Raw genomic sequence first — 25,775 nt, 5'->3', positions numbered from 1 at the left:
GCGTGCAAGCGGTAGTGGCACATTGGCGCTAATGATTTTGGCATGAGCGTCATAGCGTTTGGCGCTAAGCGTTGAAACGCCTGAACTCAGGCGACTTCGTTCCAGTGCGGTTGCAGCGGCGGCAGGCCGAAACGGGCGCGCGCCTTGTCGCAGTCGGTGTTCTGTTCGCCGTTTTCCCACGACGCTTCGAACTCGCGGCAGGGGCTGGAACGCTTGTCGTAGATCGTGCAAGCCACCGACTTTCCGACTTCGCCCTCCAACGCAGTGCAGCGCGGCGCCTTGCGGTCGGTGCCGATCATCGCGACACGGCTGGGCGTGATCTGGGTGACCAGTTCATCGGGTACGGTCCCGCCGGAGGATGCGCATTCACCCCAGAAAAAAGAAACACGAAAATGGGAACAGCAGGCACCGCAATTCAGACACGGACTGACTTCGGACATGGGCGGGGGTATCAAAGGGATTGATCGGCAGGATCCGGACGGATCCGGCGGCCATTCTAGGCTTTGCCACGGCGTTGGGAAGGGGGGCGAGAAAGTATTTTTTCATTGCCGGATTTTTCCGCAAAACCCCCGGTTTTAGGGGGATTCGAAGCATTTCAAGGGCTTACGTTTCGTTACACGGCCATGGCCCGTCATCAGGCTGACGAATGATCACAGACAGCCCCGACGAGCGTGACTAGATTGCAGGTTCCGGGCTCGGATGCGTTGGCAGTGAAGCCCTAATAACAATAAAGAGACGGACCCATGCAGAACTCGACCCAAGCGGCGAATGCCTGGCGCATTCTGTTCCTGCTGTTCCTCGCCAACCTGTTCAACTTCTTCGATCGCACCATCCCGGCGATCATCATCGAACCGATCCGCATGGAATGGCACCTCAGCGACTTTCAGCTGGGGATTGTCGGCACTGCGTTCACCATCGTTTATGCCATTGCCGGCCTGCCGCTGGGGCGCATGGCCGACACCGGTTCGCGCAGCAAGCTGATGGGCTGGGGCCTGGCGACCTGGAGCGCGCTGACGGCGGTCAACGGTCTGGTCGGCAGTTTCTGGAGTTTCCTGCTGGTGCGCATGGGCATCGGCATCGGTGAAGCGAGTTACGCACCCGCCGCCAACTCGCTGATCGGCGACCTGTTCCCCGCTCACCGCCGGGCCCGGGCCATGGGCATTTTCATGCTCGGCCTGCCGTTGGGGCTGCTGCTGGCCTTCTTCACCATCGGCTGGATGGTCAAGGCGTTCGACAGCTGGCGCGCGCCGTTCTTCATCGCCGCCGTACCGGGGCTGCTGCTGGCGGTGTTCATGTTCTTCATCAAGGAACCCAAACGTGGCGCGGCGGAAACCGTGCAGGTGTCGCAGGAGAAAGTCGACAAGCCGATCCGCCGGATTCTCGCCGTGCCGACCTTCCTGTGGCTGGTGATGGCAGGGCTGTGCTTCAACTTTGCGACCTACGCCTGCAATTCTTTTCTGGTGCCGATGCTCCAGCGTTATTTCCTGATGCCGTTGCAGGAAGCGGCGGTGGCGACCGGGGTGATCGTCGGGGTAACCGGATTGATCGGCTTAACCCTCGGTGGCTGGATTGCCGACAAGATTCACCAGCGGGTGGCCAACGGCCGACTGCTGTTTGCCGCGTTCAGTCTGGTCATCTCGACCCTGTGCACGGCGTGGGCACTGCATGCCGGGCGCATCGAGATCGGGGTGTTCGTCGCGGTGTTCAGCGTAGGGTGGCTGTTCGCCTACAACTTCTACACCTGCGTGTACACGGCGATTCAGGACGTGGTCGAGCCACGCCTGCGGGCCACGGCGATGGCGCTGTTCTTTGCCGGGTTGTATTTGCTCGGTGGCGGTCTGGGGCCTGTGGTGGTCGGCGGTTTGTCGGATTACTTCGCGAAATCGGCGATGGTCGCGGCAGGCGCCGAGCAGATGACCGAGGCGTTCAAGGCCGTCGGCCTGCATGATGCGATGTACCTGATCCCGGTGGCGTTGTTCCTGACCATGGTGTTCCTGTTCCTCGCCTCACGCTGTTTTGTGCGGGATGCGAAGCGGATGAAGGAGGGGCTGGTGGCGGTGGTTGAGCCGCAGAGTCAGGCCGTTACCGCTTGATGACCTGCATCGCCTGATCGTTCCCACGCTCCGCGTGGGAATGCAGCCCGGGACGCTCTGCGTCGCATTCGAGAGCTGGAACGCGGAGCGTCCCTTGAGGCATTCCCACGCGGAGCGTGGGAACGATCGGCGGGGGGACAGGCAAACAAAAAGGCCCGCATCACTGCGGGCCTTTTCGTTTTTGGCGATGGAGCAGGGCGGTTTAGCCTGCCACCAATACCCGGATCGCTTCCAGTCGCAGTGCTGCCTTGTCGAGCATCGCCAGACCTTGTTCGCGCTGCTTGCGCAGGGCGTCCAGTTCGCTGTCGCGTACAGTCGGGTTGACCGCCTGCAATGCGGTCAGGCGTGCCAGTTCTTCGTCGGTGTCGGCTGCCAGACGGCGGCGGGCCTCGGCCACGCGCTCGGCGTGGCGCGGGGTGACCTTGTCTTCACCGGCGTTGATCCGTGGCGTCAGCTGATCGCGCTGGGCCTGGATGAACTTGTTGGCGCTGGCGCGCGGCACGCTTTCCAGTTGGTCGTTGAGGGTTTCGAACGCCACGCGCGACGACAGGTCGTTGCCGTTGGCATCGAGCAGGCAGCGCAGGGCGGCCGGCGGCAGGTAACGGCCCAGTTGCAGCGAGCGCGGGGCAACCACTTCGCTGACATAGAGCAATTCCAGCAGCACGGTGCCCGGCTTGAGCGCCTTGTTCTTGATCAGCGCGACGGCGGTGTTGCCCATCGAACCGGACAGCACCAGATCCATGCCGCCCTGCACCATCGGGTGTTCCCAGGTGATGAACTGCATGTCCTCGCGTGACAGCGCCTGGTTGCGGTCGTAGGTGATGGTCACGCCTTCGTCGTCGCCCAGCGGGAAGCTGGCGTCGAGCATCTTCTCGCTCGGCTTGAGGATCAGGGCGTTTTCCGAATGGTCTTCGCTGTCGATGCCGAACGCGTCGAACAGGGTTTCCATGTAGATCGGCAGGGCGAACTGATCGTCCTGTTCGAGGATGTCCTCGACCAGCGCTTCACCTTCGCCGGCGCCGCCGGAGTTGAGTTCCAGCAGACGGTCGCGACCGGTGTGCAGCTCGGCTTCCAGACGCTCGCGCTCGGTGCGCGCCTCGTCGATCAGCGCTTGCCACTCGCCGTCGTCGGCTTCTTCGAGCAGCGGCAGCAGGCGCGGACCGAACTGATGTTGCAAGGCGTTGCCGGTCGGGCAGGTGTTGAGGAACGCGTTCAGCGCTTCGTGGTACCACTGGAACAGGCGCTCTTGCGGGCTGGTTTCCAGGTACGGCACGTGCAGTTCGATGATGTGCTTCTGGCCGATCCGGTCGAGACGACCGATCCGCTGCTCCAGCAGATCCGGGTGCGACGGCAGATCGAACAGCACCAGATGGTGGGCGAACTGGAAGTTGCGACCTTCACTGCCGATTTCCGAGCAGATCAGCACCTGCGCGCCGAACTCTTCGTCGGCGAAGTAGGCGGCGGCGCGGTCACGCTCGAGGATGTTCATGCCTTCGTGGAACACCGTGGCCGGGATCCCGGAGCGCACGCGCAGGGCGTCTTCCAGGTCCATCGCGGTTTCGGCGTGGGCGCAGATCACCAGCACTTTGGTGCGCTTGAGCATTTTCAGCTGGTCGATCAGCCACTCGACGCGCGGGTCGAATTTCCACCAGCGTTCTTCTTCGCTGGCGTCCGGCTGGGCCTGGAAGCTGACTTCCGGGTACAGCTCGGCGTGTTCGCCCAGCGGCAGTTCGAGGTATTCGTCCGGGCACGGCAGCGGGTACGGGTGCAGTTTGCGCTCCGGGAAACCCTGCACGGCGGCGCGGGTGTTACGGAACAGCACGCGGCCGGTGCCGTGGCGGTCGAGCAGTTCACGCACGAGGCGGGCGCTGGCTTCGGTGTCGCCATCGTTGACGGCGGTGAGCAGGGCTTCACCTTCGTTGCCGAGGAAACCGTGGATAGTCTTGTGCGCGGCCGGCGACAGGCGACCCTTGTCCAGCAGCTCCTGAACGGCTTCGGCCACCGGGCGATAGTTTTCGCTCTCGGCGCGGAAGGCGGCCAGGTCATGGAAACGGTTCGGGTCGAGCAGGCGCAGACGGGCGAAGTGGCTGTCCTGACCGAGTTGTTCGGGGGTGGCGGTGAGCAGCAGCACGCCGGGAATGACTTCGGCCAGCTGTTCAACCAGCGAGTATTCCGGGCTGACTTTCTCTTCGTGCCACACCAGGTGGTGGGCTTCGTCGACCACCATCAGGTCCCAACCGGCAGCGAACAGCGCGTCTTGCGCCTTTTCGTCGTCGACCAGCCACTCCAGCGCCACCAGGGCCAGCTGGGTGTCTTCGAACGGGTTGGTGGCATCGCTTTCGATGAAGCGTTCTTCGTCGAACAGCGCAACCTGCAGGTTGAAGCGGCGGCGCATTTCCACCAGCCATTGGTGCTGGAGGTTTTCCGGTACGAGGATCAGCACGCGGTTGGCGCGGCCCGACAGCAGCTGGCGATGGATCACCAGGCCGGCTTCGATGGTCTTGCCCAGACCCACTTCGTCCGCCAGCAATACGCGCGGCGCGATACGGTCGGCGACTTCACGGGCAATGTGCAACTGGTGGGCGATCGGTTGTGCACGCACGCCGCCCAGGCCCCACAGCGCGGACTGCAACTGGCGGCTGGTGTGTTCCAGGGTGTGATAGCGCAGGGAGAACCAGGCCAGCGGGTCGATCTGGCCGGCGAACAGACGGTCGCTGGCCAGACGGAACTGAATGAAGTTCGACAGCTGGGTTTCCGGCAGGGTGACCGCTTCGTTCTGCGCGTTGAGGCCGTGATAGACCATCAGGCCGTCGACGTCGTCGACTTGCTGGACAGTCATCTTCCAGCCTTCGAAGTGAGTGATCGAGTCGCCGGGCGAGAACCGCACGCGGGTGAGGGGCGCATTCCGTAGCGCGTACTGGCGAGTCTCGCCAGTGGCCGGGTAAAGCACGGTCAACAAGCGGCCGTCCTGTGCCAGAACGGTGCCTAAACCAAGCTCTGCTTCGCTGTCACTGATCCAGCGTTGCCCCGGTTGATACTGCTGCGCCATGCTGCCTGACTCCCACCTTGAAAAAGCGGGCTATCTTAACGGAATGAGGGCCCGAGGCCAAAGGATAAGGAGCCTCGGCCCGGCTTTTAACCGCAATCGGCCAATTGCAGGGAAGATTAGGTCATGCATCGGTTTTACGGGATGTTGCGGCACCCTTGAGTGCCAAACCGGTCACAAGTTTGCGACCGATGGCTCAAGGCACCCCTGGCGCCGCCGATAACCTGCTGACAGGAGACCCTCATATGCTGCCACCGATGCTCCCCCTGAGCGCCGTGCCGATCACCTCCCAACAGGATCCGATCCGCCAGCGACCGGATATTCCCCCTGTGGTGCCGGTGCAGGAAAGCTCCAACGAAAGCACCATCGACCTGCAAAAACGCGACCCGGAAGAGGACGGCTATCTGCTGCGCGAAGAGCAGCGCCGCCAGCAGGAACGTGATCGCCGGCGCCGTGAAGCCGACGACGACCCCGAAGCGCACCTCGCCGTGCCCGGCACCGAACTGAATGCCGACAACACCGTGCCGGTGGCGCCGTTGATGGAGGATCAGCCGCGTCAGGGGCTTTGGGTCGACATCGAAATCTGAGGCTGGACGGCCAGTTCCGTCAGGTTCTCCAGCAACACGTCGATCTCTTCTTGCGTGTTCAAGTAGCTCACCGCCACCCGCGCAATATTCGTCAGCCCGCGCGCCTGCATGTCCAGCGGCGTGTAGGCCACGCCATTGGCGCCGATGTTGATTCGCCGTTCGGCCAACGTCTGCTTGAGCGCCACGCTGTCCCAGCCTTCAAGCGTGAAGGCGATCAGCCCGGATTGTTGATTCGCCGTTCCGAGATCCCGCAGCGTCAGGCCGGGAATCGCCTTCAGGCGTTGGCGCAATCCGTTGCTCAATTGTTCGATGCGCTGGCGAACGGGAATCGCGCCGAGGCGGTTGTACTCCTCCAGTGCATTGGCCAGCCCGGCCAGCAGCGCCAGTGACACTTCACTGGTTTCAAAGCGGCGCGCGTCGTCGCGCAGGGTAAAGCGCTTGCCGTCCCATGGCGCCGACAACACATCGCGTTGCACGGGGAGCAGCCGTTGCAAAAAATGCGGCCGGATGTACATCAGCGCCGTGCCGCGCGGCCCGCGCAGGAACTTGCGACCCGCACCCTTGAGCACATCGCACTGTAAGGCCTGAACATCGCAGGGCAACTGCCCCAGCGCCTGACCGGCGTCGATGAAATAAGGAATGCCGTGGCGCCGCGCCACGCTGCCGATCTGCGCGGCGGGGTTGATCAGGCCACCGTTGGCCGGCAGCCAGGTCAGGGCGATCAGGCGTACCTGGCCGTCGATCATCTGCGCCAGGGCTTGCGGGTCGACCGCGCCGTGGGCGTCACAAGGAATCACTTCGAGCCGCGCGCCGGCCTTCACCGCTTCGGCCATGCACGCTAGGTTGCCGGCCCATTCATGGCGACCCACCAGAATCCGCTCACCGAGCTGCCACGGCCCCAGCGCGTTGAACGCCTGGCTCCAGGCTGCCGAGCCGCTGCTGGCGAAGGCGATGTCCTCGGGCTGGGCGTTGAGCAGGGCGGCGGCCGCGTTGCGCGCGCGTTCCTGTACCCGGTTGTCTGCCGCTTCCATCGGCCCGCCGAGTGCTTCGTGTTGCAACTGTTCGATCACTGCAACGAGGGTGGCTTGGCTCGGCAACGAGGCGCCGGCGTGGTTGAAGTGGATCACCTGAGCGCAGCCGGGCGTGGCGGCGCGCAGGCGCGAGAGGTCGTCGAGGTTCACGGCTTGAGCTCGAAGATCGCGTCGATTTCCACCGCGACGCCGGCCGGCAGACTCGACACGCCGACTGCGGTGCGCACGTGTCGGCCCTTGTCGCCGAGGGCGTTGACCAGCAGGTTCGACGCGCCGTTGGCGACAAAGCCCTGAGCTTTGAATTCCGGTGTGGCGGCCACGAAAACTCCGAGGCGCAGGATGCGCACCAGTTTCGACAGGTCATCGCCCAGTGCATGGCTCAACAGGGCGAGCAGGCCCAGGGCAGCCAGTTCAGCGGCGTTGGCCCCTTCTTCGTCGGAGATCGCTTCGCCCAGTCGCCCGATGAACGCAGGTTTGCCGTCGAGCAATGGAATCTGCCCGGAGATGAACAACTGATTCTGGCTGACCACATGGTTGACGTAATTGGCGATCGGCTGGCTCGGTTCGGGCAGGCGCAGGCCGAGTTGTTGAACGCGTTGGCTGAGGGAATCGGTCATGGGAAGTCCTCCTGAGTGAGGGCTTCAGCATGTTGGTCAGAGCGAAGGGCGACAAACGGATAGATTTAATCCGACGCATCCAAAAAACTCATGCGTTCGCGGTTTCCTCCAGCCACTGGCAGAAACTTTGCGCCGCCGATGTGGGCGGGCGTTGCGGGGTGACCAGCCAATAACCGATCTCGCCGAGCATCGGCGGCGTGTCGAAGGCCGGCACCAGCGCGCCTTCCTTGATCCGCCGTTCGATCATTCGCTGGCGACCCATGGCAATGCCCTGACCGGCGACGGCCGCTTCGACGACGATGTTGTAGTCGTGCAGCATGACGCCGGGCACATGAGCCAGATCGATGCCGCTGTGTTGCTGCCAGTCGATCCATTCGAACGGCTGGTGCGACTTGGCCATCAGCAAGGGCCCGTTGTTCACGCCTTTGGCCTTGAAGGCCGGGCTGCAGACTGGCGTCAGGGTTTCAGCCATGAACCGGCGGGCCTGGACTTTCGGCCAACCGCCCTTGCCGTAGCGGATCGCCAGATCCACCTCGCCCGCGTCGACATCGGCCAGTTGCACGGCGGGCAGCAGCTCGACATGGATGTTCGGGTATTTCGCGTTGAAGTCCGCCAGACGCGGTGCCAGCCACAGGGTTGCGAAAGAGGCGAGCAGACCGATGCGCAGGGTAGTGGGGCGTTCGCCGCGCAGGTCGTGGGTGGCGGCGGCAATCGCGGTGAGGGCCGGTTGGATTTGCAGGTAATACTGTTCGCCGGCGGGTGTCAGATCGATCGCCCGGGTGCGGCGCACGAACAGTCGCTGATCGAGGAATTCTTCGAGTTTGTGCACCTGATGGCTGATCGCGCTTTGGGTCACCGACAGCTCATCGGCAGCCTTGATGAAACTCAAATGGCGGGCCACGGCCTCAAAGGCGCGCAAGGCCATCAGCGGTGGCAGATCCTGATGCAGGGGCACGGCGCAGATCCTTCGGGTTCAGGGCGAGGCGCCGATTGTGCGGGCAAATCCGGTGGGCGGTACATGAATTGTTGTAGAGCGTTTAGGTCAGTGGCTGGTCAGCGCCTGCGTCAGGCCGCATTATTGGCGCAGTCCTGTCGGTGATCCGGCAGTTGTGATTCAGTCCAAGCGATGCACCGAACGCCATGAGCCAAGACGACAAGCTGATTGACCTCAACACCGAACGCGCCAAGCGGGTTCATGACCTCAACGAGAAGCGCCTGAATGAAGTTCGCCAGGCTTTCGAGCAGGCCATGCCTTTGGGTAAGCCGAAGAAAAAGCCGAAAAACAAACCGAAAAAGCGTTGATCTCCCCTGCATCCGTTGATGCAGGTCAGTTATTTCCCTTCCTTTCCTCCCCATGGTGACCGGCATTGATCCCGGTCAATTCCTGCGCCTGCCTGATTGGTTAACTTAGTTCCATCGCAGCAGAGCAGGGGCCAGGAGGCCAGTCATGTTTTTCGATAACGTGGTGTTTGCCGGGGTCCTGACTGTGGGGCTGATGGTTCTGTTTTTTGCAGGGTTTGGATTTTTTATCTGGAAGGATGCGAACAAGCGCAAGAAGCCTTGATTCTTCCGGGTTTGATGAGCACGCAAGGCATTTTGGGCAACTTCGGTTGCCCTTTTTTTTTGTGTCTTGGCGGCCTTTGGGCCGACCAAGTTGTGGTTCGTTTTGGGTGAATATCCGTTTTTTTGGTAACGGCTTCCTATGGTTCCGCCCTTACGGCGGCTCACTTTTTCAAACGCCAAAAAGTAAGCAAAAGGCTGGGCCCCTGCGTTCGGCGCCTCGCTGTGGCTCGGCGTTCCTTCGTTCCGGGATTCATCCGGGGGCATCGCCTACGGTTTGCTTCGCTGCACCTCCTCTCGATGCATGCGGCTGCGCCGCACGGTCGCTGCGCTCCCACCCCCGGATAAATCCCTCCACTCAGCCTTCCGATGGGGCTGGCACGTCAAAAGCTGTACTCGAGCTAACGCTCATCGTGTTGAGTGGTGGGAAGCCAAGGCAAAGGCAGGCTTTAGATGTTTGCTTTTTAAGACCTGAGTACACCTCGGTATCTCACGTCGGCGTACCTCTCCCAAACAACTCGGTCAGTCCCCTCTCCCTACGGGCGGTCCGACGTTTCGGGAGGGTTAGGGTGAGGGCGCTCTTGATCTTCAGCCCCTCTTTACCGCGCCCAACAAAAAAGGCGTGTTCCTTTCGAATCACGCCTTCTTCACTGCAGCGATCTATCAGCTACCCAGCGCCTTCGACGCCAGCCAGAACAGGCCGGCCGACAGGGCCACGGTGGCTGGCAGGGTCAGGACCCAGGCCAGCAGGATGGTTTTCACTGTGCCGCCTTGCAGGCCGCTTTTGTTGGCGACCATGGTGCCGGCCACGCCCGAGGAGAGGACGTGGGTGGTGGACACCGGCAGGCTGAAGATGTTGGCCAGGCCGATCAGGCTGGCGGTGGTGATCTGGGCCGACATGCCTTGCGAGTAGGTCATGCCTTGTTTGCCGATCTTCTCGCCGATGGTCAGTACCACGCGTTTCCAGCCGACCATGGTGCCCAGGCCCAAGGCCAGGGCGACCGCCAGAATCACCCAGAACGGGGCGTATTCGGTGGTGGTGGTCAGGTCTTTGCGCAGTTTGTCCAGGTCGGCTTTTTCACGCGGTGCGAGGCCTGGCAGTTTGCTGACTTTCTTCGCGGTGTCGTCCAGGCAGAGCAGGTAGCGACGCACTTCGATGCGGCTTTCAGCGGACAGCGAGTGGTAGTCCGCCACACCTTTTAGGGTGTCGAGCAGGGCGGCGATGGTCGGTTCGGTCTGTTGCGGGTTGCAACGGAATTTTTCCGGCAGGTCGCCTTCCACGCTTTTACCCAGGGCCAGGAATTCGCCCAGGGTGTCGGCGTTGCGCTTGTAGAACTGGCTCAGGTGCAGGGTCGCATCGCGAGTACGTTCGATCTGGTAAGTGGTGCTGTTCAGGTCGAGTACGAACTGCGCAGGCACGATACCGATCAGTACCAGCATGATCAGGCCGATACCTTTCTGGCCGTCGTTCGAGCCGTGGACGAAGCTCACGGCCATGGCCGAGATCACCAGGACCAGGCGGTTCCAGAACGGTGGGTGCTTCTTGTCGTCGATCTTGCGGCGCTGTTCCGGCGTCTTGTGCATCTTCGACAGCGGTCGCCACCATTTCAGGCCGATCAGCACCAGCGCGGCGATCAGGAAGCCGGCCATCGGCGAGAACACCAGCGAGGCGCCGATATCGATCGCTTTCTGCCAGTTGACGCCGTCAGCCAGTGGAATTTCGTTGATCAGGGCGTTGGCCAGGCCGACACCGAGGATCGAACCGATCAGCGTGTGCGAACTGGAGGCCGGGATACCGAAGTACCAGGTGCCCAGGTTCCAGGCGATCGCGGCGGCGAGCAGCGAGAACACCATTGCCAGACCATGGCCGGTGTTCACGTTGATCAACAGTTCTACCGGCAGCAGGTGCACGATGGCATACGCCACGCCAACGCCGCCCAGCAGTACGCCGAGGAAGTTGAACACGCCCGAGAAGAACACCGCCAGGTGAGGCGGCATCGCTTTGGTGTAGATAACAGTGGCTACCGCGTTAGCGGTGTCATGAAATCCATTGATGAACTCGAAGGCGAGGACAAATGTCAGGGCGAGCAGGAGGCTCACAAGCACCCAGGCATCCAGTCCGCTGAATAAATCGATCATGAAGGTTTTCTGACCCGGTCATAAGGGGGCGCGATTATGCCAGAAAAGACTGGAAATCGATCCCCTACCTGCTCATCGGTAAGCGTCTTCGCCAAATTAATTTGTATCAAGGTGCATTACCCAAGCTTTTTGAAGGGTTTTGCAAGGTGTTGATTCCATTGATAAAAATGCGAGACGCCGGCGGATTGGCCGGTTGTCGGGAGGGGGGTGAAACTTGTATGAAATATCTGAGAAACGCGTCTGACATGCTCCAGACCTGTGCAATACAGGGGAGTTGGCCGCTGCCCGCGGGTAGCGGGCGCGCAAGGCATCGTCAGTCCACCGTGCTTGTAACCCGGTGAGTACGCTTACCCTCGAAAGTCTCAAAGGAAGGCATCACGGCTCTTCGGCTTTGAGTTCCTCTTCCATTTTTTTCAGTTCTTGCTGGAAGACCTGATCCTGAACGGTAGGGCGTTTTCGCCAGGCTTTGCGTTCTGGTTCGGGCTGGGCGGCGTAGGTGGTGACTTCCCCGCCGTAAACTTCCTTGTAACGTTGTTCCTGGCGCTCAAGTTCCGCGCGCAGTTCGTCTTTCGTCACAGTGCTACCTGTATGAGTTGAGATAAATGTCTGGTGAAACGCACTGCAACGAATCATTTAACCGGTTCATCAACAAGCGCTTGCCCGGACAGGCAGCGTTGTTGTCGGGAAGACGGTCAGGACTTCCATGTTGCAGGCGGCTACGGCACCAGATTAAAACTGACGCAGCATCAGTTTCCTGTTTCAGCGAGCGCGCTGGCGGTGCATGAGTAATGAGCATCAGGCGCTGGCCGGGGCCGGCAGCGATGGACATCGCGCCAGCGGGTGGCACCGTCGGCAAATAAAAGCGCGGTGTCACTAAGGTGCATTATAGCGGCCGAATCGGGATTGCCTATCTTTGCCAAGTTAAAAACGGTTCTGAATGTGTGATTGTTTTGTGACGTGCAACTTTCATCAATAGTTGCATCGTCGTTGCGCAGTGTTTGATTTCTGGCGCCATTTAGTCGGACAACTAAGGCGCTTAAACCGCACCGGCGTTCCAAGTTCAAATCCGTTCCGCACCGCCTTAACGAGGAGACGAGGGCGATTGCGATTATCGGTCGACGGTTCGATAATCGCCCGGTGTTGGCGGTCTGTCGCTTGTGTATCCGCCAGCGAGCCGCTTGTATAGCCGTTGATCCGAACAAGAACAAGGACCCGACATGAACGATCAAATGCGCAATTCCTTCACCTCGGTAGCGCCGCCGATCGTCGCTTCGCCGGCCAAGCGTATCCAGGCCCTGACCGGCGATCCGGATTTCATGACCTCCCTGGCCCGTGGCCTCGCGGTGGTGCAGGCGTTTCAGGAGCGCAAGCGCCACCTGACCATCGCCCAGATCAGCCATCGCACGGAAATTCCCCGCGCCGCCGTGCGCCGTTGCCTGCACACGCTGATCAAGCTCGGCTACGCCACCACCGACGGGCGCACTTATTCGCTTCTGCCGAAAGTGCTGACGCTCGGTCACGCCTATCTGTCTTCGACGCCGCTGGCGGTCTCGGCCCAGCCGTACCTCGACCGCATGAGCGAGCAACTGCACGAGGCCTGCAACATGGCCACGCTGGAAGGCGACGACATTCTCTACATCGCCCGTTCGGCCACCACTCAGCGTCTGATTTCGGTGGACCTCTCGGTGGGCGGGCGTTTGCCGGCGTACTGCACGTCCATGGGGCGGATTCTGCTGGCGGCGCTGGACGACACCTCGCTGCGCGAATACCTCGACCACGCCGAACTGGTGGCCAAGACCAGCCGCACGATTCACACCCCTGACGCCTTGCTCGAATGCCTGCAGGAAGTGCGGCAGCAGGGCTGGTGCATCGTCGATCAGGAACTGGAGCAGGGCCTGCGTTCGATTGCCGTGCCGGTCTACGACGCTTCCGGCCAGGTAGTGGCCGCGCTCAACGTCAGCACCCACGCCGGTCGCGTCAGCCGCACCGAGCTGGAGCAGCGCTTTCTGCCGGGTCTGTTGAGCGCCAGCCGCGACCTCAGTGCGCAATTGTTTGCCTGATGAAGCTGTTCGATAAACGCACAGAGTTGCGTTTATCGAATTGACGCTAAAACCCCCGGATCATTAATGTCGCGGCAGCGTCATCCGGCGCGAATGTGAATGAGCCCGCCGGATTGTCGACTCTCATAATAATGACAAGAGGCAACTTCCCATGCGCACGTTCCCCGACTGTCGCCGCTCCCGTTCCTGTTGCCAGTATTAGCGCAACGCCTGATTTCTTCCTTATATAGTTGTGACCGTGCCGCTCTCTGGCCGGCCGCCGTTCGACTGCGTTTTCTTGCGTGGAATAAAAATAATGAACCAGCCTCAGTCCGCTGTAGGTCACTGCCTCGATGTGCAGTCCTTCATCAATGCCCAACCGATCTCGCGCTATCAATGGCGAGTGGTGATTCTGTGTTTCCTGATTGTGTTCCTCGATGGCCTCGACACCGCGGCCATGGGTTTTATTGCGCCGGCCCTGTCCCAGGACTGGGGCATCGACCGCGCCAGCCTCGGCCCGGTGATGAGCGCCGCGCTCATCGGTATGGTCTTCGGCGCGTTGGGCTCCGGGCCGTTGGCTGACCGCTTCGGGCGAAAAGTCGTACTGGTCGGCGCGGTGTTTCTGTTCGGTGCTTTCAGTCTGGCGTCGGCCTACGCCACCAATGTTGATCAACTGCTGGTGCTGCGTTTCCTGACCGGTCTGGGGCTGGGCGCCGGCATGCCGAACGCCACCACGCTGCTGTCGGAATACACCCCCGAGCGTAAAAAGTCGCTGCTGGTGACCAGCATGTTCTGCGGCTTCAACCTCGGCATGGCCGGAGGCGGATTCATCTCGGCCAAGTTGATCCCGGCATTCGGCTGGCACAGCCTGTTGCTGATCGGCGGGATCCTGCCGCTGATCCTCACCGTGGTGCTGCTGCTCTGGCTGCCGGAGTCGGCGCGTTATCTGGTGGTGCGCAATCGCGGCACCGACAAGGTGCGCAAGACCCTCGCACCCATTGATCCTGCCATCGTCGCGCAGGCCGCGAGTTTCAGCGTGCCGGAACAGAAAACCGTCAAAGCGCGCAACGTGTTTGCGGTGATTTTCTCGGGCACCTACAGCGTCGGCACGTTGCTGCTGTGGCTGACCTACTTCATGGGCCTGGTCATCGTGTACCTGCTGACCAGTTGGCTGCCGACCCTGATGCGCGACAGTGGCGCGAGCATGGAGCAGGCAGCGTTTATCGGCGCATTGTTCCAGTTCGGCGGGGTGTTGAGCGCGGTCGGCGTAGGCTGGGCGATGGACCGGTTCAATCCGCACAAGGTCATCGGCATTTTCTACCTGCTGGCCGGGGTGTTTGCCTACGCCGTGGGGCAGAGCCTGGGCAACATCACGCTGCTGGCGACGCTGGTGCTGGTGGCGGGCATGTGCGTCAACGGTGCGCAATCGGCGATGCCGTCGCTGGCGGCGCGGTTTTATCCGACGCAGGGCCGGGCGACCGGTGTGTCGTGGATGCTCGGGATCGGCCGGTTTGGCGCGATTCTCGGGGCGTGGATGGGCGCGACCCTGCTGGGGTTGGGCTGGAATTTTGAGCAGGTGCTGACGGCGCTGGTGATTCCGGCCGGGCTGGCCACGGCAGCGGTGGTGATCAAGGGCCTGGTCAGTCACGCGGACGCGACCTGAGTTTCATTGCAGGATCGTTCCCTCGTCGAACTGGCTTCAGAGGTTGCTTCGCGCTCGGCTCCGGAAGGACGCGGAGCGTCCCGGGCTGCATTCCCACGCAGAGCGTGGGAACGATCAGTGACGGAACGATAGGTTGATAACAATCTGTTCGATAAACGAACACTCAGTCGATTATCGGATTGTTTGGCGAAAATCAGCGGCTTAATCTTCAGTGACTCCGGCGCAGAACCTCGCGCCTTTTTATCACTGGCGATTCATTACAAAAACGGGAGCCCGCTCCATGGCTGAGATCCTTTCGCTGCACGACGCGGTGAAGCAATTCGTCAACGACGGCGACACCGTCGCGCTCGAAGGTTTCACTCACCTGATCCCTACGGCGGCGGGTCATGAAATCATTCGTCAGGGCAAGAAAGATCTGACCCTGGTGCGGATGACGCCTGACCTGATCTACGACCAACTGATCGGCGCCGGCTGTGCACGCAAGCTGATCTTCTCCTGGGGCGGCAACCCTGGCGTGGGTTCGCTGCACCGTCTGCGCGACGCGGTCGAGAAGCAATGGCCGCATGCGCTGGAAATCGAAGAACACAGCCACGCCGACCTGGCCAATGCCTACGTCGCCGGCGCCTCCGGCCTACCGTTCGCGGTACTGCGGGCCTACGCCGGTTCCGACCTGCCGAAGGTCAACCCGCTGATCAAATCCGTAACGTGCCCGTTCACCGGTGAAGTGCTGGCGGCGGTGCCGTCGGTGCGTCCGGACGTGACCGTGATCCACGCCCAGAAGGCCGACCGTCAGGGCAACGTGCTGCTGTGGGGCATCCTCGGCGTGCAGAAAGAAGCCGCACTGGCCGCCAAGCGTTGCATCGTCACCGTCGAAGAAATCGTCGACAACCTCAACGCGCCGATGAACGCCTGCGTGCTACCGACCTGGGCCTTGAGCGCGGTCTGCCATGTACCCGGTGGCGCGCATCCGTCCTACGCCCACGGTTACACCGAACGTGACAACCGTTTCTATCAGGCGTGGGATCCGATCGCCCGCGACCGTGAGACGTTTACCGCGTGGATCAACGAATACATCCATGGCTGCGCTGACTTCAGCGAGTTCCAGGCCAAGTTGGCCGCTGCTTCGGAGGCCAAGTAATGACTTACACCACCAATGAAATGATGACTGTCGCCGCAGCCCGTCGCCTGAAGAACGGCTCGGTGTGCTTCGTCGGCATCGGCCTGCCGTCGAAAGCCGCCAACCTGGCGCGCCTGACCTCGTCGCCGGACGTGGTGCTGATCTACGAATCCGGTCCGATTGGCGCCAAACCCAGCGTATTGCCACTGTCCATCGGTGACGGCGAACTGGCAGAAACCGCAGACACGGTCGTGCCGACCGGTGAGATTTTTCGCTACTGGCTGCAGGGCGGGCGCATCGACGTCGGTTTCCTCGGCGCAGCGCAAGTCGACCGTTTCGGCAACATCAACACCACCGTGGTCGGCGATTATCACCAGCCGAAAGTGCGTCTGCCGGGTGCCGGTGGCGCGCCGGAGATCGCCGGTTCCGCCAAAAGCGTGCTGATCATCCTTAAACAGTCGGCGCGTTCGTTTGTCGACAAGCTCGATTTCATCACCTCGGTCGGCCATGGCGAGGGCGGCGATTCGCGCAAACGTCTGGGCCTGCCGGGCGCCGGCCCGGTCGGGATCATCACCGACCTGTGCATCATGGAGCCGGAAGAGGGCACCCATGAATTCGTGGTCACCGCACTGCACCCGGGCGTGACCCGCGAGCAAGTGGTCGCCGCTACCGGTTGGGCCATCCGTTTTGCCGACAACGTTGACACCACCGCCGAACCGACCGAAGTCGAACTGACCGCCCTGCGCGATCTCGAAGCCCGCACCGCAGCGGCCCACGGCCAGGCACCGGGAGAAGCATGATGCGCGACGTTTATATCTGCGATGCGATTCGTACCCCCATCGGCCGTTTCGGTGGCGGTCTGGCGGCTGTTCGCGCCGACGACCTGGCCGCCGTGCCGATCAAGGCCCTGATGGAGCGCAACCCGTCGGTGGACTGGAGCGCCATCGACGAAGTATTCCTCGGCTGCGCCAACCAGGCCGGCGAAGACAACCGCAACGTGGCACGCATGGCGCTGTTGCTGGCCGGTCTGCCGGACAGTGTTCCGGGCGTCACCCTCAATCGCCTTTGCGCGTCGGGCATGGACGCGATCGGCACGGCGTTCCGCGCCATCGCTAGCGGCGAAATGGAGCTGGCGATTGCCGGCGGTGTCGAGTCGATGTCCCGTGCACCGTTCGTCATGGGCAAGGCTGATGCGGCGTTCTCGCGCAACATGAAGCTGGAAGACACCACCATCGGCTGGCGTTTCATCAACCCGCTGATGAAGGCCCAGTACGGCGTCGACGCGATGCCGCAGACCGCCGACAACGTCGCCGACGACTACGAAATTTCCCGCGAGGATCAGGACGCTTTCGCCCTGCGCAGTCAGCAACGTACGGCCGCTGCCCAGGCTGCCGGCTACTTCGCCGAGGAAATCGTCGAAGTGCGGATCGCCCACAAAAAGGGCGAAACCGTGGTCAGCCAGGACGAGCACCCCCGCGCCGATACCACGATTGAAGCGCTGAGCAAACTGAAACCGGTCAACGGCCCGGACAAGACCGTCACCGCCGGCAATGCTTCGGGCGTCAACGACGGTGCTGCCGCGCTGATTCTGGCCTCGGCCGAAGCAGTGAAAAAACACGGTCTGACCGCCCGCGCCAAAGTGCTCGGGATGGCCAGCGCCGGGGTCGCGCCACGGGTGATGGGCATCGGCCCGGTGCCAGCGGTGCGCAAACTCACCGAACGCCTCGGCGTGGCGGTCAGCGATTTCGATGTGATCGAGCTCAACGAAGCGTTTGCCAGCCAGGGTCTGGCGGTGCTGCGCGAACTGGGGCTGGCGGACGATGCGGCCCAGGTCAACCCGAACGGCGGCGCGATTGCCCTCGGTCACCCGTTGGGCATGAGCGGCGCGCGTCTGGTGCTGACCGCGCTGCATCAGCTGGAAAAGACCGGTGGCAAGAAAGGTCTGGCGACCATGTGCGTCGGTGTCGGCCAGGGTCTGGCCCTGGCCATCGAACGCGTCTGACGCAAGCCGTGATGAAAAGAACAGAGGAAAGCGAAATGACTGACAAGCCTGGTTACCGCCGCCCGCAGGAAGGCACCCAGCCGCCGTACCTGCACCCGACCTATCAATCCACCAATCTGCGCTCGCCGTCCAAGCCGTTGGTGTTTCTGCCGCATTCGCTGTCGGAAATCACCGGCCCGACCATCGGCGCCGAGCGAGTGGCCGACACCGACAACGATCTGACCGCCCAGCATCAGGGTGAACCGCTCGGCGAGCGGATCATCATTCACGGGCGTGTGCTCGACGAAGACGGCCTGCCGGTGCCGGGGATTCTGGTGGAGATCTGGCAGGCCAACGCCGCCGGTCGCTACAACCATGCCCGTGACCTGCACGACGCACCGCTGGACCCGAACTTCACCGGCACCGGCCGCACTGTGACCGACGCCGACGGCTGGTATCAGTTCCAGACCATCAAGCCCGGCGCCTATCCGTGGGGCAACCACCACAACGCCTGGCGCCCGGCGCACGTGCATTTCTCGTTGTTCGGACCGAGCATCCTGACGCGCCTGGTCACGCAAATGTATTTCCCGGGCGACCCGCTGCTGGCCTACGACCCGATCTATAACTGCGTGCCGGACACCTCGGCCAAGGAACGCCTGATCGCCGCTTTCGATCTGGAAAAAACCATTCCGTCCTACGCCCTCGCTTATCGCTGGGACATCGTGCTGCGCGGCCGCGAAGCCACGCCGATGGAGAAATGAGATGACCCTGACTGCGACCACGTCCCACACCGTCGGGCCGTATTACCACATCGGCCTGACCTGGCTGAACCGTGAAAACCTCGCCAACGAACTGACCCTCGGCCAGCGCGTGGCGATCAGCGGGCAAGTGGTGGACGGCAACGGCGATGTCGTCAACGACGCCATGCTCGAAGTCTGGCAGGCAAACGCCGCCGGCAAATACGATCACCCGGAAGACGAGCAGGCCAAGCCGCTCGATCCGAATTTCGAAGGTTTCGGCCGGGTGCCGGTGGACGCCGAAGGGCGCTTCCGTTTCACCACCATCAAGCCGGGCACGGTCGAAGGCCTGAAGGGCTCGACCCAGGCGCCGCATCTGGTGGTGCTGGTGTTTGCGCGCGGGCTGGTGAAGCACTTGCTGACGCGGATCTACTTCGAAGGCGATCCGGCGAACGTCAATGATCCGCTGCTCGAATGCGTACCGGCCGAGCGCCGCGATACGTTGCTGGCGAAGCCGGATGCGGCGGGGGTTTATCAGTGGAATGTGATTCTACAGGGCACTGATGCGGAAACCGTATTCTTCGATTACTGAGAATGATCGTTCCCACGCTCCGCGTCACAGTGGACGCGGAGCGTCCATGGCGGCATTCCCACGCAGAGCGTGGGAACGATCAACGTCGAGGCGCCGAATGCGTTTGCGTGGGAACGGTCAGTACAGGATGTGGAACGGGACTGTTGCAAAGTGTGTCTAGACTCTCACTGTCCCTATCGAGTGAAAAACAATGACAACCCTCACCTCCCATTACACCGGTGAAGAGCGCAGCAAGCGCATCTTTGCCATTGTCGGCGCGTCGTCCGGCAACCTCGTCGAATGGTTCGACTTCTACGTCTACGCCTTCTGCGCGATCTATTTCGCCCCGGCGTTCTTCCCCTCCGACAATCCCACGGTGCAGCTGGTCAACACGGCAGGCGTATTCGCCGCCGGGTTCCTGATGCGACCGATCGGCGGCTGGATTTTCGGCCGGGTCGCGGACAAGCACGGGCGCAAGAACTCGATGCTGATCTCGATCCTGATGATGTGCTTCGGCTCGTTGCTGATCGCCTGTCTGCCGACCTACAAGGACATCGGCGTCTGGGCGCCGCTGCTGCTGTTGTTCGCGCGCTTGCTGCAAGGCCTGTCGGTGGGCGGTGAGTACGGCACCACCGCGACCTATATGAGCGAAGTCGCGCTCAAGGGCCAGCGCGGGTTCTTCGCCTCGTTCCAGTACGTGACCCTGATCGGCGGGCAACTGCTGGCGGTGCTGCTGGTGGTGATCCTGCAACAGTTTCTGTCCGAAGAAGAGTTGCGTGCCTACGGCTGGCGGATTCCATTTGTGGTCGGCGCGGCCGCTGCGCTGATTTCGCTGTTCCTGCGCCGCTCGCTGAAAGAAACCACCAGCAAGGAAATGCGCGAGAACAAGGACGCCGGCAGCATCCGCGCCCTGTTCCGCGACCACAAGGCCGCGTTCATTACCGTGCTCGGCTACACCGCCGGCGGCTCGCTGATTTTCTACACCTTCACCACGTACATGCAGAAGTACCTGGTGAACACCGCCGGCATGCACGCCAAGACCGCCAGCTACATCATGACCGGCGCTCTGTTCCTGTACATGTGCATGCAGCCGCTGTTCGGCATGCTCGCCGACAAGATCGGCCGGCGTAACTCGATGCTCTGGTTCGGCGGCCTCGGTACGCTGTTCACAGTGCCGATCCTGCTCAGCCTGAAAAGTGTCGGCAGCCCGCTCCTGGCCTTTGTGCTGATCACCGTGGCGCTGGCGATCGTCAGTTTCTACACCTCGATCAGCGGTCTGGTGAAAGCCGAGATGTTCCCGCCGGAAGTCCGCGCCCTCGGCGTTGGTCTGGCGTATGCGGTGGCCAACGCGATCTTCGGTGGTTCGGCAGAATACGTCGCCCTGAGCCTCAAGGCCGGCGGGATGGAAAACGCGTTCTACTGGTATGTCACGATCATGATGGCCGTGGCGTTCCTGTTCAGCCTGCGCCTGCCCAAAGAAGCGAAGTATTTGCACCACGACCTTTAAACCGATGTGCGCGGGCCACACCGGCCCGCGCCGGCAAGGACTGTTTATGACTCAGCGACCGGGCAATCAATTGTTCGATGCCTACTTTACTGCCCGCGATATGCGCGACGTTTTCTGCGATCAGGGCCGGGTGCAGGCGATGCTCGACTTCGAAGCGGCGCTGGCCCGGGCCGAAGCGCGGGTCGGGTTGATTCCGGCGGGTGCTGTCGCGTCGATTGAAAATGCCTGCCGCGCCGGGCTGTTTGATTTCGCGGCATTGGGCGAGGCGATTGCCACGGCCGGCAATTCGGCGATTCCGCTGGTCAAGGCGTTGGGCAAACAGATTGCCGCGACCAATGCCGAAGCCGAGCGCTATGTACATCTGGGCGCCACCAGCCAGGACGTGATGGATTCCGGGCTGGTGCTGCAAGTACGTCAGGCGCTGGCGTTGATTGAAGAGGAGCTGGCGCAACTCGCCGACTCCCTCGCCATTCAGGCGCAGCGCCACGCCGCGACGCCGCTGGCCGGACGTACCTGGCTGCAACATGCGACGCCGGTGACGCTCGGCATGAAGATCGCCGGTTGGCTCGGTGCGATCACGCGCAGCCGTCAGCGTCTGCGCGAGCTCAAACCGCGACTGCTGGTGCTGCAATTCGGCGGCGCGTCCGGCACCCTCGCGGCGCTCGGCGAACAGGCGTTGCCGATTGCCCGGGCGCTGGCCGAAGAACTGCACCTGACCCTGCCGGAACAACCCTGGCACACCCAGCGCGATCGCATCGTCGAGTTCGGCGCGGTGCTCGGTCTGATCGCCGGCAGCCTCGGCAAGTTCGGCCGCGACATCAGCCTGTTGATGCAGACCGAAGCGGCGGAAGTGTTCGAGCCGTCGGCGCCGGGCAAGGGCGGTTCTTCGACCATGCCGCACAAGCGCAATCCGGTGGGCGCGGCGGTGCTGATCGGCGCCGCCACCCGCGTGCCGGGGCTGGTGTCGACACTGTTCAGCGCCATGCCCCAGGAACACGAACGCAGTCTCGGTTTGTGGCATGCCGAATGGGAAACCCTGCCGGAGATCTGCTGCCTGGTGTCGGGCGCGCTGCAACAGGCGCGCCTGCTGGCCGACGGTTTGGAAGTCGATGCCGCACGCATGGCTCGCAACCTGGAACTGACTCAAGGTCTGGTGCTGGCCGAAGCGGTAAGCATCGTGCTCGCGCAACGGGTCGGCCGCGACACCGCGCATCATCTGCTCGAACAATGCTGCAAACGAGCGGTGGCCGAACAGCGTCACCTGCGAGCGGTCCTCGGTGACGAGCCGCAGGTGACCGCCGAACTGAGCGCAACCGAACTGGATCATCTGCTCGATCCCGCCCATTACCTCGGACAGGCGCAGGTCTGGGTCGAGCGTGCGGTGGCCGAACACAACGCATTGTCTGACTGAAAGGAGAGGGCTGTGGCTTTCGTTCAACTCGCCGATGGCGAACTGCATTACACATTGGAAGGCCCGGTCGATGCGCCGGTGCTGGTGCTGTCGAACTCGCTGGGCACCGACCTGCACATGTGGGACGTGCAGATGCCGGCCTTCACCGAACACTTTCGGGTGCTGCGTTTTGATACGCGCGGGCACGGCCAGTCGCTGGTAACACCGGGCCCTTACAGCATTGAGCAACTGGGCCGAGACGTGCTGGCGCTGCTGGATGCGCTGCACATCGAACGCGCGCATTTTTGCGGTCTGTCGATGGGCGGCCTGATCGGCCAGTGGCTGGGGATCAATGCCGGCCAACGTCTGAACAAACTGATCGTTTGCAACACCGCGGCAAAAATCGGCGATCCGTCGGTGTGGAATCCGCGCATCGAAACCGTGCTGCGCGACGGCCCGGCGGCGATGGTTGCGTTGCGTGATGCATCGATTGCCCGCTGGTTTACCCCGGACTTTTCCGCCGCCAACCCGGCAGCCGCCAAGCAGATCACCGACATGCTGGCCGCGACCAATCCTGAAGGTTACGCCGCCAACTGCGCAGCGGTACGCGATGCGGATTTCCGCGAGCAGTTGGCGTCGATCACGGCGCCGCTGCTGGTGATCGCCGGTACCGAAGATGCGGTGACGCCACCGTCCGGCGGGCACTTCATTCAGGAGCATGTGCGCGGCGCCGAGTACGCCGAGTTTTATGCGGCGCACCTTTCCAACGTTCAGGCCGGCGACGCATTCAGCGACCGCGTGCTGACCTTTTTGCTGGCCGATTGAGGGGATTTCCGTGGACGAGAAACAACGTTATGACGACGGCATGCAAGTGCGCCGCGCGGTGCTCGGCGACGCTCACGTCGATCGCAGCCTGACCACGCTGACCGAGTTCAACTCGGAGTTCCAGGAGATGATCACCCGTCACGCCTGGGGCGACATCTGGACCCGGCCGGGCCTGCCACGCCACACCCGCAGCCTGATCACCATCGCCATGCTGATCGGCATGAACCGCGAAGGTGAACTGAAGTTGCACCTTCGCGCAGCGGCGAACAATGGCGTGAGCCGAGGCGAGATCAAGGAAGTGATCATGCAGAGTGCGATCTACTGCGGGATTCCGGCGGCGAATGCGACCTTTCATCTGGCCGAGTCGGTGTGGGATGAGCTGGGTATCGAATCCCGCGAGTGATCGTTGAACTCAAGGGATCGCAGTCTTCAACTGGCTGCGATCCTTTGAAAATCACACCTTGGCAACAATGAAAATCCGCTTGAACGCAAACAACGTATGGCCATTTTCCTCCTGCGGATAATGCGCATGCACCCGCCTCAGGTAGTGATAGATGAAGCGCGCCTGTTCCTCTGACGTCAGTCCCTGCATCACCGGCCGCAGCGCCGAGACCTTTACCCAGTCATAAATCGGTGAGCTTCCGCGCACGACCTGCAACTGCTCGGTTTCCCAGATATCCAGCGACTGGGTCCGCGAAGCCAGCAGCCGGTAGTAATCCTCCAGCGACAACAACGTCCGCGCGGCCATGCGCTGGCGCAATTGCGCAGTGCCGATGGGGCGGCCGCAGGGGCCGGCATCTTTGAGGGTGTCGAGCATCAGCTGATACCACAGCGCATCACGCCAGTCCGGCATGTGCGCGGCGAGGCACCCGCCGGGGTTGAGGTGGCGAAGCAGTCCCGGCAACAGCGTTCGATGGTCATCGATGAAATGCAGCACGGCCGCGGCGAACAACAGGTCGGCCGGCTTGCGGGGTTTCCAGTGTTGCAGCTCGGCGTGTTGCCAGCGCGCCTTGATCGGCAGGCAACGGGCGACCTCAAGCATGTCTTTCGAACTGTCGATGCCTTTGATATCTGCCTGCGGCCAGCGATCGGCCAGAACCTTGGTGGCAATCCCGGTGCCGCAACCGAGGTCATAAATGCGCTGAGGATTGTGCAGGTCGACACGGCCGAGCAATTCATCGACCGGTTGTTGCCTGAGACGGGAAAACTGCTGGTACGCCCGGGCGTCCCAGTCTTTGTCGACGGGAGCCGGTTTGAGTCGGGTGATCATGAGGTCGTCCTCCGGTGATCAGCAGGGTCTTCCGATGACAACCTGGCCAAGTCTTGGGGACCGACATCAACAGATAACGGAAGCGAAGAGGGTGGAGCACCTGAGTCCTTCAGGTTTTTCCACTTTAAATGATGGCTGGCGTAACGCCAGCCATTCGGACAGGCGGCTTAGAGCAAACTGATCGGATAGCTGACGATCAGGCGGTTCTCGTCGAACTCGTTGTTGCTGAAGTCGCGGCGCATGGTCGAGTTGCGCCATCTGACGTTCAGGTTCTTCAGCGCACCGCTCTGCACGGTGTAGCCCAGTTCCGATTCGCGGCCCCATTCCTTGCCGTCGGTGATGGTGCCTGTGTGCACGTTTTCGCCACTGATGTAACGGTTCATCAGGGTCAGGCCGGGGATGCCCAGGGCAACGAAGTTGTAGTCGTGGCGGACCTGCCAGGAGCGTTCCTGCGCGTTGTCGTAGCTGGCGTTGTAGCTGTCGTTGGCCAAGGTGCCGCCGCTGGTGCCGTTGACGCGCATCCAGGCGCTGTCGCCGGTGAGTTTCTGCAGGCCGACGTAGAAGGTGTGGCCACCGTATTTTGCCGAGAACAGGCCTGACCAGGTCTTGTTGTCGAGTTCGCCGGCGCGGGCGCTGCCGTCATCCTTGCCATAGAAGAAGCCGAGGTTGGCGCCGAGGGTCCAGTCGCCGATTGGCTGGCTGTGGATCAGGTTGACGTATTGCTGGCTGTAGATGTCCTTGAGCTCGGCGTTCCACAGACCGATCTGGGTACGCTTGTCGTTGAATACGTATTCGCCGCCCTGGAAGTTGAAGCGGTCGGAGGTGAAGGCGGCTTTGCCGGTCATCGACATGTCGCTCATGCTGCTGTCGTCGCGCGGGCTGTTGGCGCGGAACTGGCCGCCGTAAAGGGTCAGGCCATCGACTTCCTTCGAGGTGATCTGGCCGCCGCGAAAGGTCTGCGGCAGCGAGCGGCCGTCGTCCGAACGCAGGATCGGCAGCACCGGCATCCATTCGCCGACCTTCACTTCGGTTTGCGACAGCTTCGCCTTGAACGCGACGTCGGTGCGGCCGAAGTTGTCCGCCGGGCGACCGTCATGATCCAGTGGCAGCAGTTGCGTGCCGCCGGTGCCTTTGCCGCCATCGAGCTTCACCGAGTACAACCCCAGCACATCCAGGCCGAACCCGACGGTGCCTTGGGTGAAACCGGACTTGGCGTCGAGGATGAAGTTCTGCGTCCACTCTTCAGCCTTGCCCTGAGCCTTGGTCGGGTTGGTGAAGTTGCGGTTGATGTAGAAGTTGCGCAGGTTCAGGTTGACCTTGGCCCCTTCGATGAAACCGGCTTCTTCAGCCGCAGCGGGCAGCGCGATGCCGGCCAGGGCGAGGGCGATCAGGCCGGGAAGTGCGTAGGGCGCAGGGGAGGTTGTCATGGGCTCGGGTCTCTCTTGTTTTTTTGGGGCGAACGGGGGCGCTGCGGCCGTTTCTGAGGCGCAGGAATTCAATGGAATCAGGGGGCGAGCGGCGGCGGTCAGCCGGATGGAGCAGGGCGCGGGAGCATGGTGTCGAACCTGTTGTTATTGGTTTTGTGGCTCGAATGGTGCGGGG

24 protein-coding genes are annotated in these 25,775 nt (G+C 62.2%); 15 read left to right on the top strand and 9 right to left on the bottom strand.

The annotated features are described in order from the left end of the window. Nucleotides 1-86: 86 nt before the first annotated feature. Nucleotides 87-440 (bottom strand): YkgJ family cysteine cluster protein, encoded by a 354-nt coding sequence (locus C1X29_RS20225; protein WP_007959180.1) that lies wholly within the window; start codon nt 438-440, stop codon nt 87-89. Between the two features lie 303 nt (nt 441-743). Here C1X29_RS20225 and C1X29_RS20220 point away from each other — a divergent pair, with 303 nt between their 5' ends. Continuing rightward, on the top strand, nt 744-2,093 hold the full coding sequence (locus tag C1X29_RS20220; RefSeq protein WP_102686610.1) for an MFS transporter: 1,350 nt from the start codon (nt 744-746) through the stop codon (nt 2,091-2,093). 202 nt (nt 2,094-2,295) lie between these two features. Here the strand turns inward: C1X29_RS20220 and rapA are convergent, their stop codons facing one another. Continuing rightward, nucleotides 2,296-5,142 (bottom strand): RNA polymerase-associated protein RapA, encoded by a 2,847-nt coding sequence (rapA, locus tag C1X29_RS20215; protein ID WP_102686611.1) that lies wholly within the window; start codon nt 5,140-5,142, stop codon nt 2,296-2,298. A 242-nt stretch (nt 5,143-5,384) separates the two neighbouring features. Here rapA and C1X29_RS20210 point away from each other — a divergent pair, with 242 nt between their 5' ends. Continuing rightward, entirely contained in the window at nt 5,385-5,726 is a 342-nt protein-coding gene (locus C1X29_RS20210; RefSeq protein WP_007959194.1) for a hypothetical protein, read from the top strand. On the opposite strand, the gene C1X29_RS20205 is transcribed toward C1X29_RS20210, so the two are convergent. The 3 genes from C1X29_RS20205 to C1X29_RS20195 all read right to left on the bottom strand — a co-directional run bounded on the left by C1X29_RS20205 (nt 5,696) and on the right by C1X29_RS20195 (nt 8,329). After that, a complete protein-coding gene (locus C1X29_RS20205) occupies nt 5,696-6,907 on the bottom strand; it encodes an aminotransferase class V-fold PLP-dependent enzyme (RefSeq protein WP_102718210.1) in 1,212 nt (403 codons plus the stop codon). The genes C1X29_RS20210 and C1X29_RS20205 overlap by 31 nt on opposite strands. Continuing rightward, on the bottom strand, nt 6,904-7,374 hold the full coding sequence (locus C1X29_RS20200) for a RidA family protein (protein ID WP_102718209.1): 471 nt from the start codon (nt 7,372-7,374) through the stop codon (nt 6,904-6,906). The genes C1X29_RS20205 and C1X29_RS20200 overlap by 4 nt, the downstream gene beginning before the upstream one ends. An 88-nt stretch (nt 7,375-7,462) precedes the next feature. Then, nucleotides 7,463-8,329 carry a LysR substrate-binding domain-containing protein gene (locus tag C1X29_RS20195; RefSeq protein ID WP_102718208.1) on the bottom strand — a complete coding sequence of 289 codons (867 nt, stop codon included), beginning with the start codon at nt 8,327-8,329 and terminating at the stop codon, nt 7,463-7,465. Nucleotides 8,330-8,514: 185 nt separating this feature from the next. Here C1X29_RS20195 and C1X29_RS29460 point away from each other — a divergent pair, with 185 nt between their 5' ends. Both C1X29_RS29460 and ccoM read left to right on the top strand, forming a co-directional pair. After that, the gene (locus C1X29_RS29460) at nt 8,515-8,676 is read left to right on the top strand and encodes a hypothetical protein (protein WP_007959203.1); all 162 of its coding nucleotides are present in this window, start codon (nt 8,515-8,517) and stop codon (nt 8,674-8,676) included. 145 nt (nt 8,677-8,821) lie between these two features. Then, complete coding sequence (gene ccoM / locus C1X29_RS29770) at nt 8,822-8,938, top strand: cytochrome c oxidase subunit CcoM (RefSeq protein ID WP_007959205.1); 117 nt, start codon at nt 8,822-8,824, stop codon at nt 8,936-8,938. Nucleotides 8,939-9,597: 659 nt separating this feature from the next. Here ccoM and C1X29_RS20190 read toward each other — a convergent pair. Together C1X29_RS20190 and C1X29_RS20185 are read right to left on the bottom strand one after the other, a co-directional pair. Beyond that, nucleotides 9,598-11,073 carry an inorganic phosphate transporter gene (locus C1X29_RS20190; protein ID WP_102718207.1) on the bottom strand — a complete coding sequence of 492 codons (1,476 nt, stop codon included), beginning with the start codon at nt 11,071-11,073 and terminating at the stop codon, nt 9,598-9,600. 375 nt (nt 11,074-11,448) lie between these two features. Then, nucleotides 11,449-11,649: a hypothetical protein gene (locus C1X29_RS20185; RefSeq protein WP_007957826.1), complete on the bottom strand. Its 201-nt coding sequence runs from the start codon at nt 11,647-11,649 to the stop codon at nt 11,449-11,451. 641 nt (nt 11,650-12,290) lie between these two features. On the opposite strand from C1X29_RS20185, the gene pcaR reads away from it, so the two are divergent. The 11 genes from pcaR (at nt 12,291) to pcaC (ending at nt 23,306) form a co-directional block, all read left to right on the top strand. Then, the gene (pcaR, locus tag C1X29_RS20180) at nt 12,291-13,133 is read left to right on the top strand and encodes a pca regulon transcriptional regulator PcaR (protein WP_007917109.1); all 843 of its coding nucleotides are present in this window, start codon (nt 12,291-12,293) and stop codon (nt 13,131-13,133) included. A gap of 295 nt (nt 13,134-13,428) precedes the next feature. Beyond that, entirely contained in the window at nt 13,429-14,775 is a 1,347-nt protein-coding gene (locus C1X29_RS20175; RefSeq protein ID WP_011332817.1) for an MFS transporter, read from the top strand. 280 nt (nt 14,776-15,055) lie between these two features. After that, the gene (locus C1X29_RS20170) at nt 15,056-15,913 is read left to right on the top strand and encodes a CoA transferase subunit A (RefSeq protein WP_003222404.1); all 858 of its coding nucleotides are present in this window, start codon (nt 15,056-15,058) and stop codon (nt 15,911-15,913) included. Continuing rightward, nucleotides 15,913-16,692 (top strand): CoA-transferase subunit beta, encoded by a 780-nt coding sequence (locus C1X29_RS20165; RefSeq protein ID WP_085612381.1) that lies wholly within the window; start codon nt 15,913-15,915, stop codon nt 16,690-16,692. The genes C1X29_RS20170 and C1X29_RS20165 overlap by 1 nt, the downstream gene beginning before the upstream one ends. Then, nucleotides 16,689-17,894: a 3-oxoadipyl-CoA thiolase gene (gene pcaF, locus C1X29_RS20160; protein WP_173940201.1), complete on the top strand. Its 1,206-nt coding sequence runs from the start codon at nt 16,689-16,691 to the stop codon at nt 17,892-17,894. The genes C1X29_RS20165 and pcaF overlap by 4 nt, the downstream gene beginning before the upstream one ends. A gap of 35 nt (nt 17,895-17,929) precedes the next feature. Then, on the top strand, nt 17,930-18,634 hold the full coding sequence (gene pcaH / locus C1X29_RS20155; RefSeq protein ID WP_011332820.1) for a protocatechuate 3,4-dioxygenase subunit beta: 705 nt from the start codon (nt 17,930-17,932) through the stop codon (nt 18,632-18,634). 1 nt (nt 18,635) lies between these two features. Continuing rightward, complete coding sequence (gene pcaG / locus C1X29_RS20150; protein ID WP_102718205.1) at nt 18,636-19,202, top strand: protocatechuate 3,4-dioxygenase subunit alpha; 567 nt, start codon at nt 18,636-18,638, stop codon at nt 19,200-19,202. A 190-nt stretch (nt 19,203-19,392) separates the two neighbouring features. Next, nucleotides 19,393-20,688, top strand: a complete 1,296-nt coding sequence (locus C1X29_RS20140) for an MFS family transporter (protein WP_102718203.1) — start codon at nt 19,393-19,395, stop codon at nt 20,686-20,688. 46 nt (nt 20,689-20,734) lie between these two features. Next, entirely contained in the window at nt 20,735-22,099 is a 1,365-nt protein-coding gene (locus C1X29_RS20135) for a 3-carboxy-cis,cis-muconate cycloisomerase (RefSeq protein WP_102718202.1), read from the top strand. Nucleotides 22,100-22,111: 12 nt separating this feature from the next. After that, nucleotides 22,112-22,903 (top strand): 3-oxoadipate enol-lactonase, encoded by a 792-nt coding sequence (gene pcaD, locus C1X29_RS20130; protein ID WP_085702658.1) that lies wholly within the window; start codon nt 22,112-22,114, stop codon nt 22,901-22,903. 10 nt (nt 22,904-22,913) lie between these two features. After that, complete coding sequence (gene pcaC / locus C1X29_RS20125; protein ID WP_041070503.1) at nt 22,914-23,306, top strand: 4-carboxymuconolactone decarboxylase; 393 nt, start codon at nt 22,914-22,916, stop codon at nt 23,304-23,306. Nucleotides 23,307-23,357: 51 nt separating this feature from the next. Here pcaC and C1X29_RS20120 read toward each other — a convergent pair whose 3' ends face one another. Then, complete coding sequence (locus tag C1X29_RS20120; protein ID WP_102718201.1) at nt 23,358-24,173, bottom strand: methyltransferase domain-containing protein; 816 nt, start codon at nt 24,171-24,173, stop codon at nt 23,358-23,360. Between the two features lie 167 nt (nt 24,174-24,340). Continuing rightward, a complete protein-coding gene (locus tag C1X29_RS20115; protein ID WP_102718200.1) occupies nt 24,341-25,600 on the bottom strand; it encodes an OprD family porin in 1,260 nt (419 codons plus the stop codon). Nucleotides 25,601-25,775: the final 175 nt, after the last annotated feature.

It is taken from the genome of Pseudomonas sp. GW456-12-10-14-LB2 (genome assembly GCF_002884345.1).
In the GTDB taxonomy this organism is placed as follows: Bacteria; Pseudomonadota; Gammaproteobacteria; order Pseudomonadales; family Pseudomonadaceae; genus Aquipseudomonas; species Aquipseudomonas paraglycinae.
The sequence above is the reverse complement of the archived record's forward strand: the minus strand, read 5'-3'. Positions and strand labels throughout refer to the sequence as shown.

Excerpts from the sequence above, each read along its gene's own strand:
- C1X29_RS20225 (WP_007959180.1), bottom strand. The coding sequence starts at position 440 with ATGTCCGAAGTCAGTCCGTGTCTGAATTGCGGTGCCTGCTGTTCCCAT.
- rapA (WP_102686611.1), bottom strand. The coding sequence starts at position 5,142 with ATGGCGCAGCAGTATCAACCGGGGCAACGCTGGATCAGTGACAGCGAA.
- pcaF (WP_173940201.1), top strand. The coding sequence starts at position 16,689 with ATGATGCGCGACGTTTATATCTGCGATGCGATTCGTACCCCCATCGGC.
- C1X29_RS20140 (WP_102718203.1), top strand. The coding sequence starts at position 19,393 with ATGACAACCCTCACCTCCCATTACACCGGTGAAGAGCGCAGCAAGCGC.
- C1X29_RS20135 (WP_102718202.1), top strand. The coding sequence starts at position 20,735 with ATGACTCAGCGACCGGGCAATCAATTGTTCGATGCCTACTTTACTGCC.
- pcaH (WP_011332820.1), top strand. The coding sequence starts at position 17,930 with ATGACTGACAAGCCTGGTTACCGCCGCCCGCAGGAAGGCACCCAGCCG.
- C1X29_RS20210 (WP_007959194.1), top strand. The coding sequence starts at position 5,385 with ATGCTGCCACCGATGCTCCCCCTGAGCGCCGTGCCGATCACCTCCCAA.
- C1X29_RS20165 (WP_085612381.1), top strand. The coding sequence starts at position 15,913 with ATGACTTACACCACCAATGAAATGATGACTGTCGCCGCAGCCCGTCGC.
- C1X29_RS20115 (WP_102718200.1), bottom strand. The coding sequence starts at position 25,600 with ATGACAACCTCCCCTGCGCCCTACGCACTTCCCGGCCTGATCGCCCTC.
- C1X29_RS20220 (WP_102686610.1), top strand. The coding sequence starts at position 744 with ATGCAGAACTCGACCCAAGCGGCGAATGCCTGGCGCATTCTGTTCCTG.
- C1X29_RS20175 (WP_011332817.1), top strand. The coding sequence starts at position 13,429 with ATGAACCAGCCTCAGTCCGCTGTAGGTCACTGCCTCGATGTGCAGTCC.
- pcaR (WP_007917109.1), top strand. The coding sequence starts at position 12,291 with ATGAACGATCAAATGCGCAATTCCTTCACCTCGGTAGCGCCGCCGATC.
- pcaG (WP_102718205.1), top strand. The coding sequence starts at position 18,636 with ATGACCCTGACTGCGACCACGTCCCACACCGTCGGGCCGTATTACCAC.
- C1X29_RS20170 (WP_003222404.1), top strand. The coding sequence starts at position 15,056 with ATGGCTGAGATCCTTTCGCTGCACGACGCGGTGAAGCAATTCGTCAAC.
- C1X29_RS29460 (WP_007959203.1), top strand. The coding sequence starts at position 8,515 with ATGAGCCAAGACGACAAGCTGATTGACCTCAACACCGAACGCGCCAAG.
- C1X29_RS20200 (WP_102718209.1), bottom strand. The coding sequence starts at position 7,374 with ATGACCGATTCCCTCAGCCAACGCGTTCAACAACTCGGCCTGCGCCTG.
- ccoM (WP_007959205.1), top strand. The coding sequence starts at position 8,822 with ATGTTTTTCGATAACGTGGTGTTTGCCGGGGTCCTGACTGTGGGGCTG.
- C1X29_RS20190 (WP_102718207.1), bottom strand. The coding sequence starts at position 11,073 with ATGATCGATTTATTCAGCGGACTGGATGCCTGGGTGCTTGTGAGCCTC.
- C1X29_RS20120 (WP_102718201.1), bottom strand. The coding sequence starts at position 24,173 with ATGATCACCCGACTCAAACCGGCTCCCGTCGACAAAGACTGGGACGCC.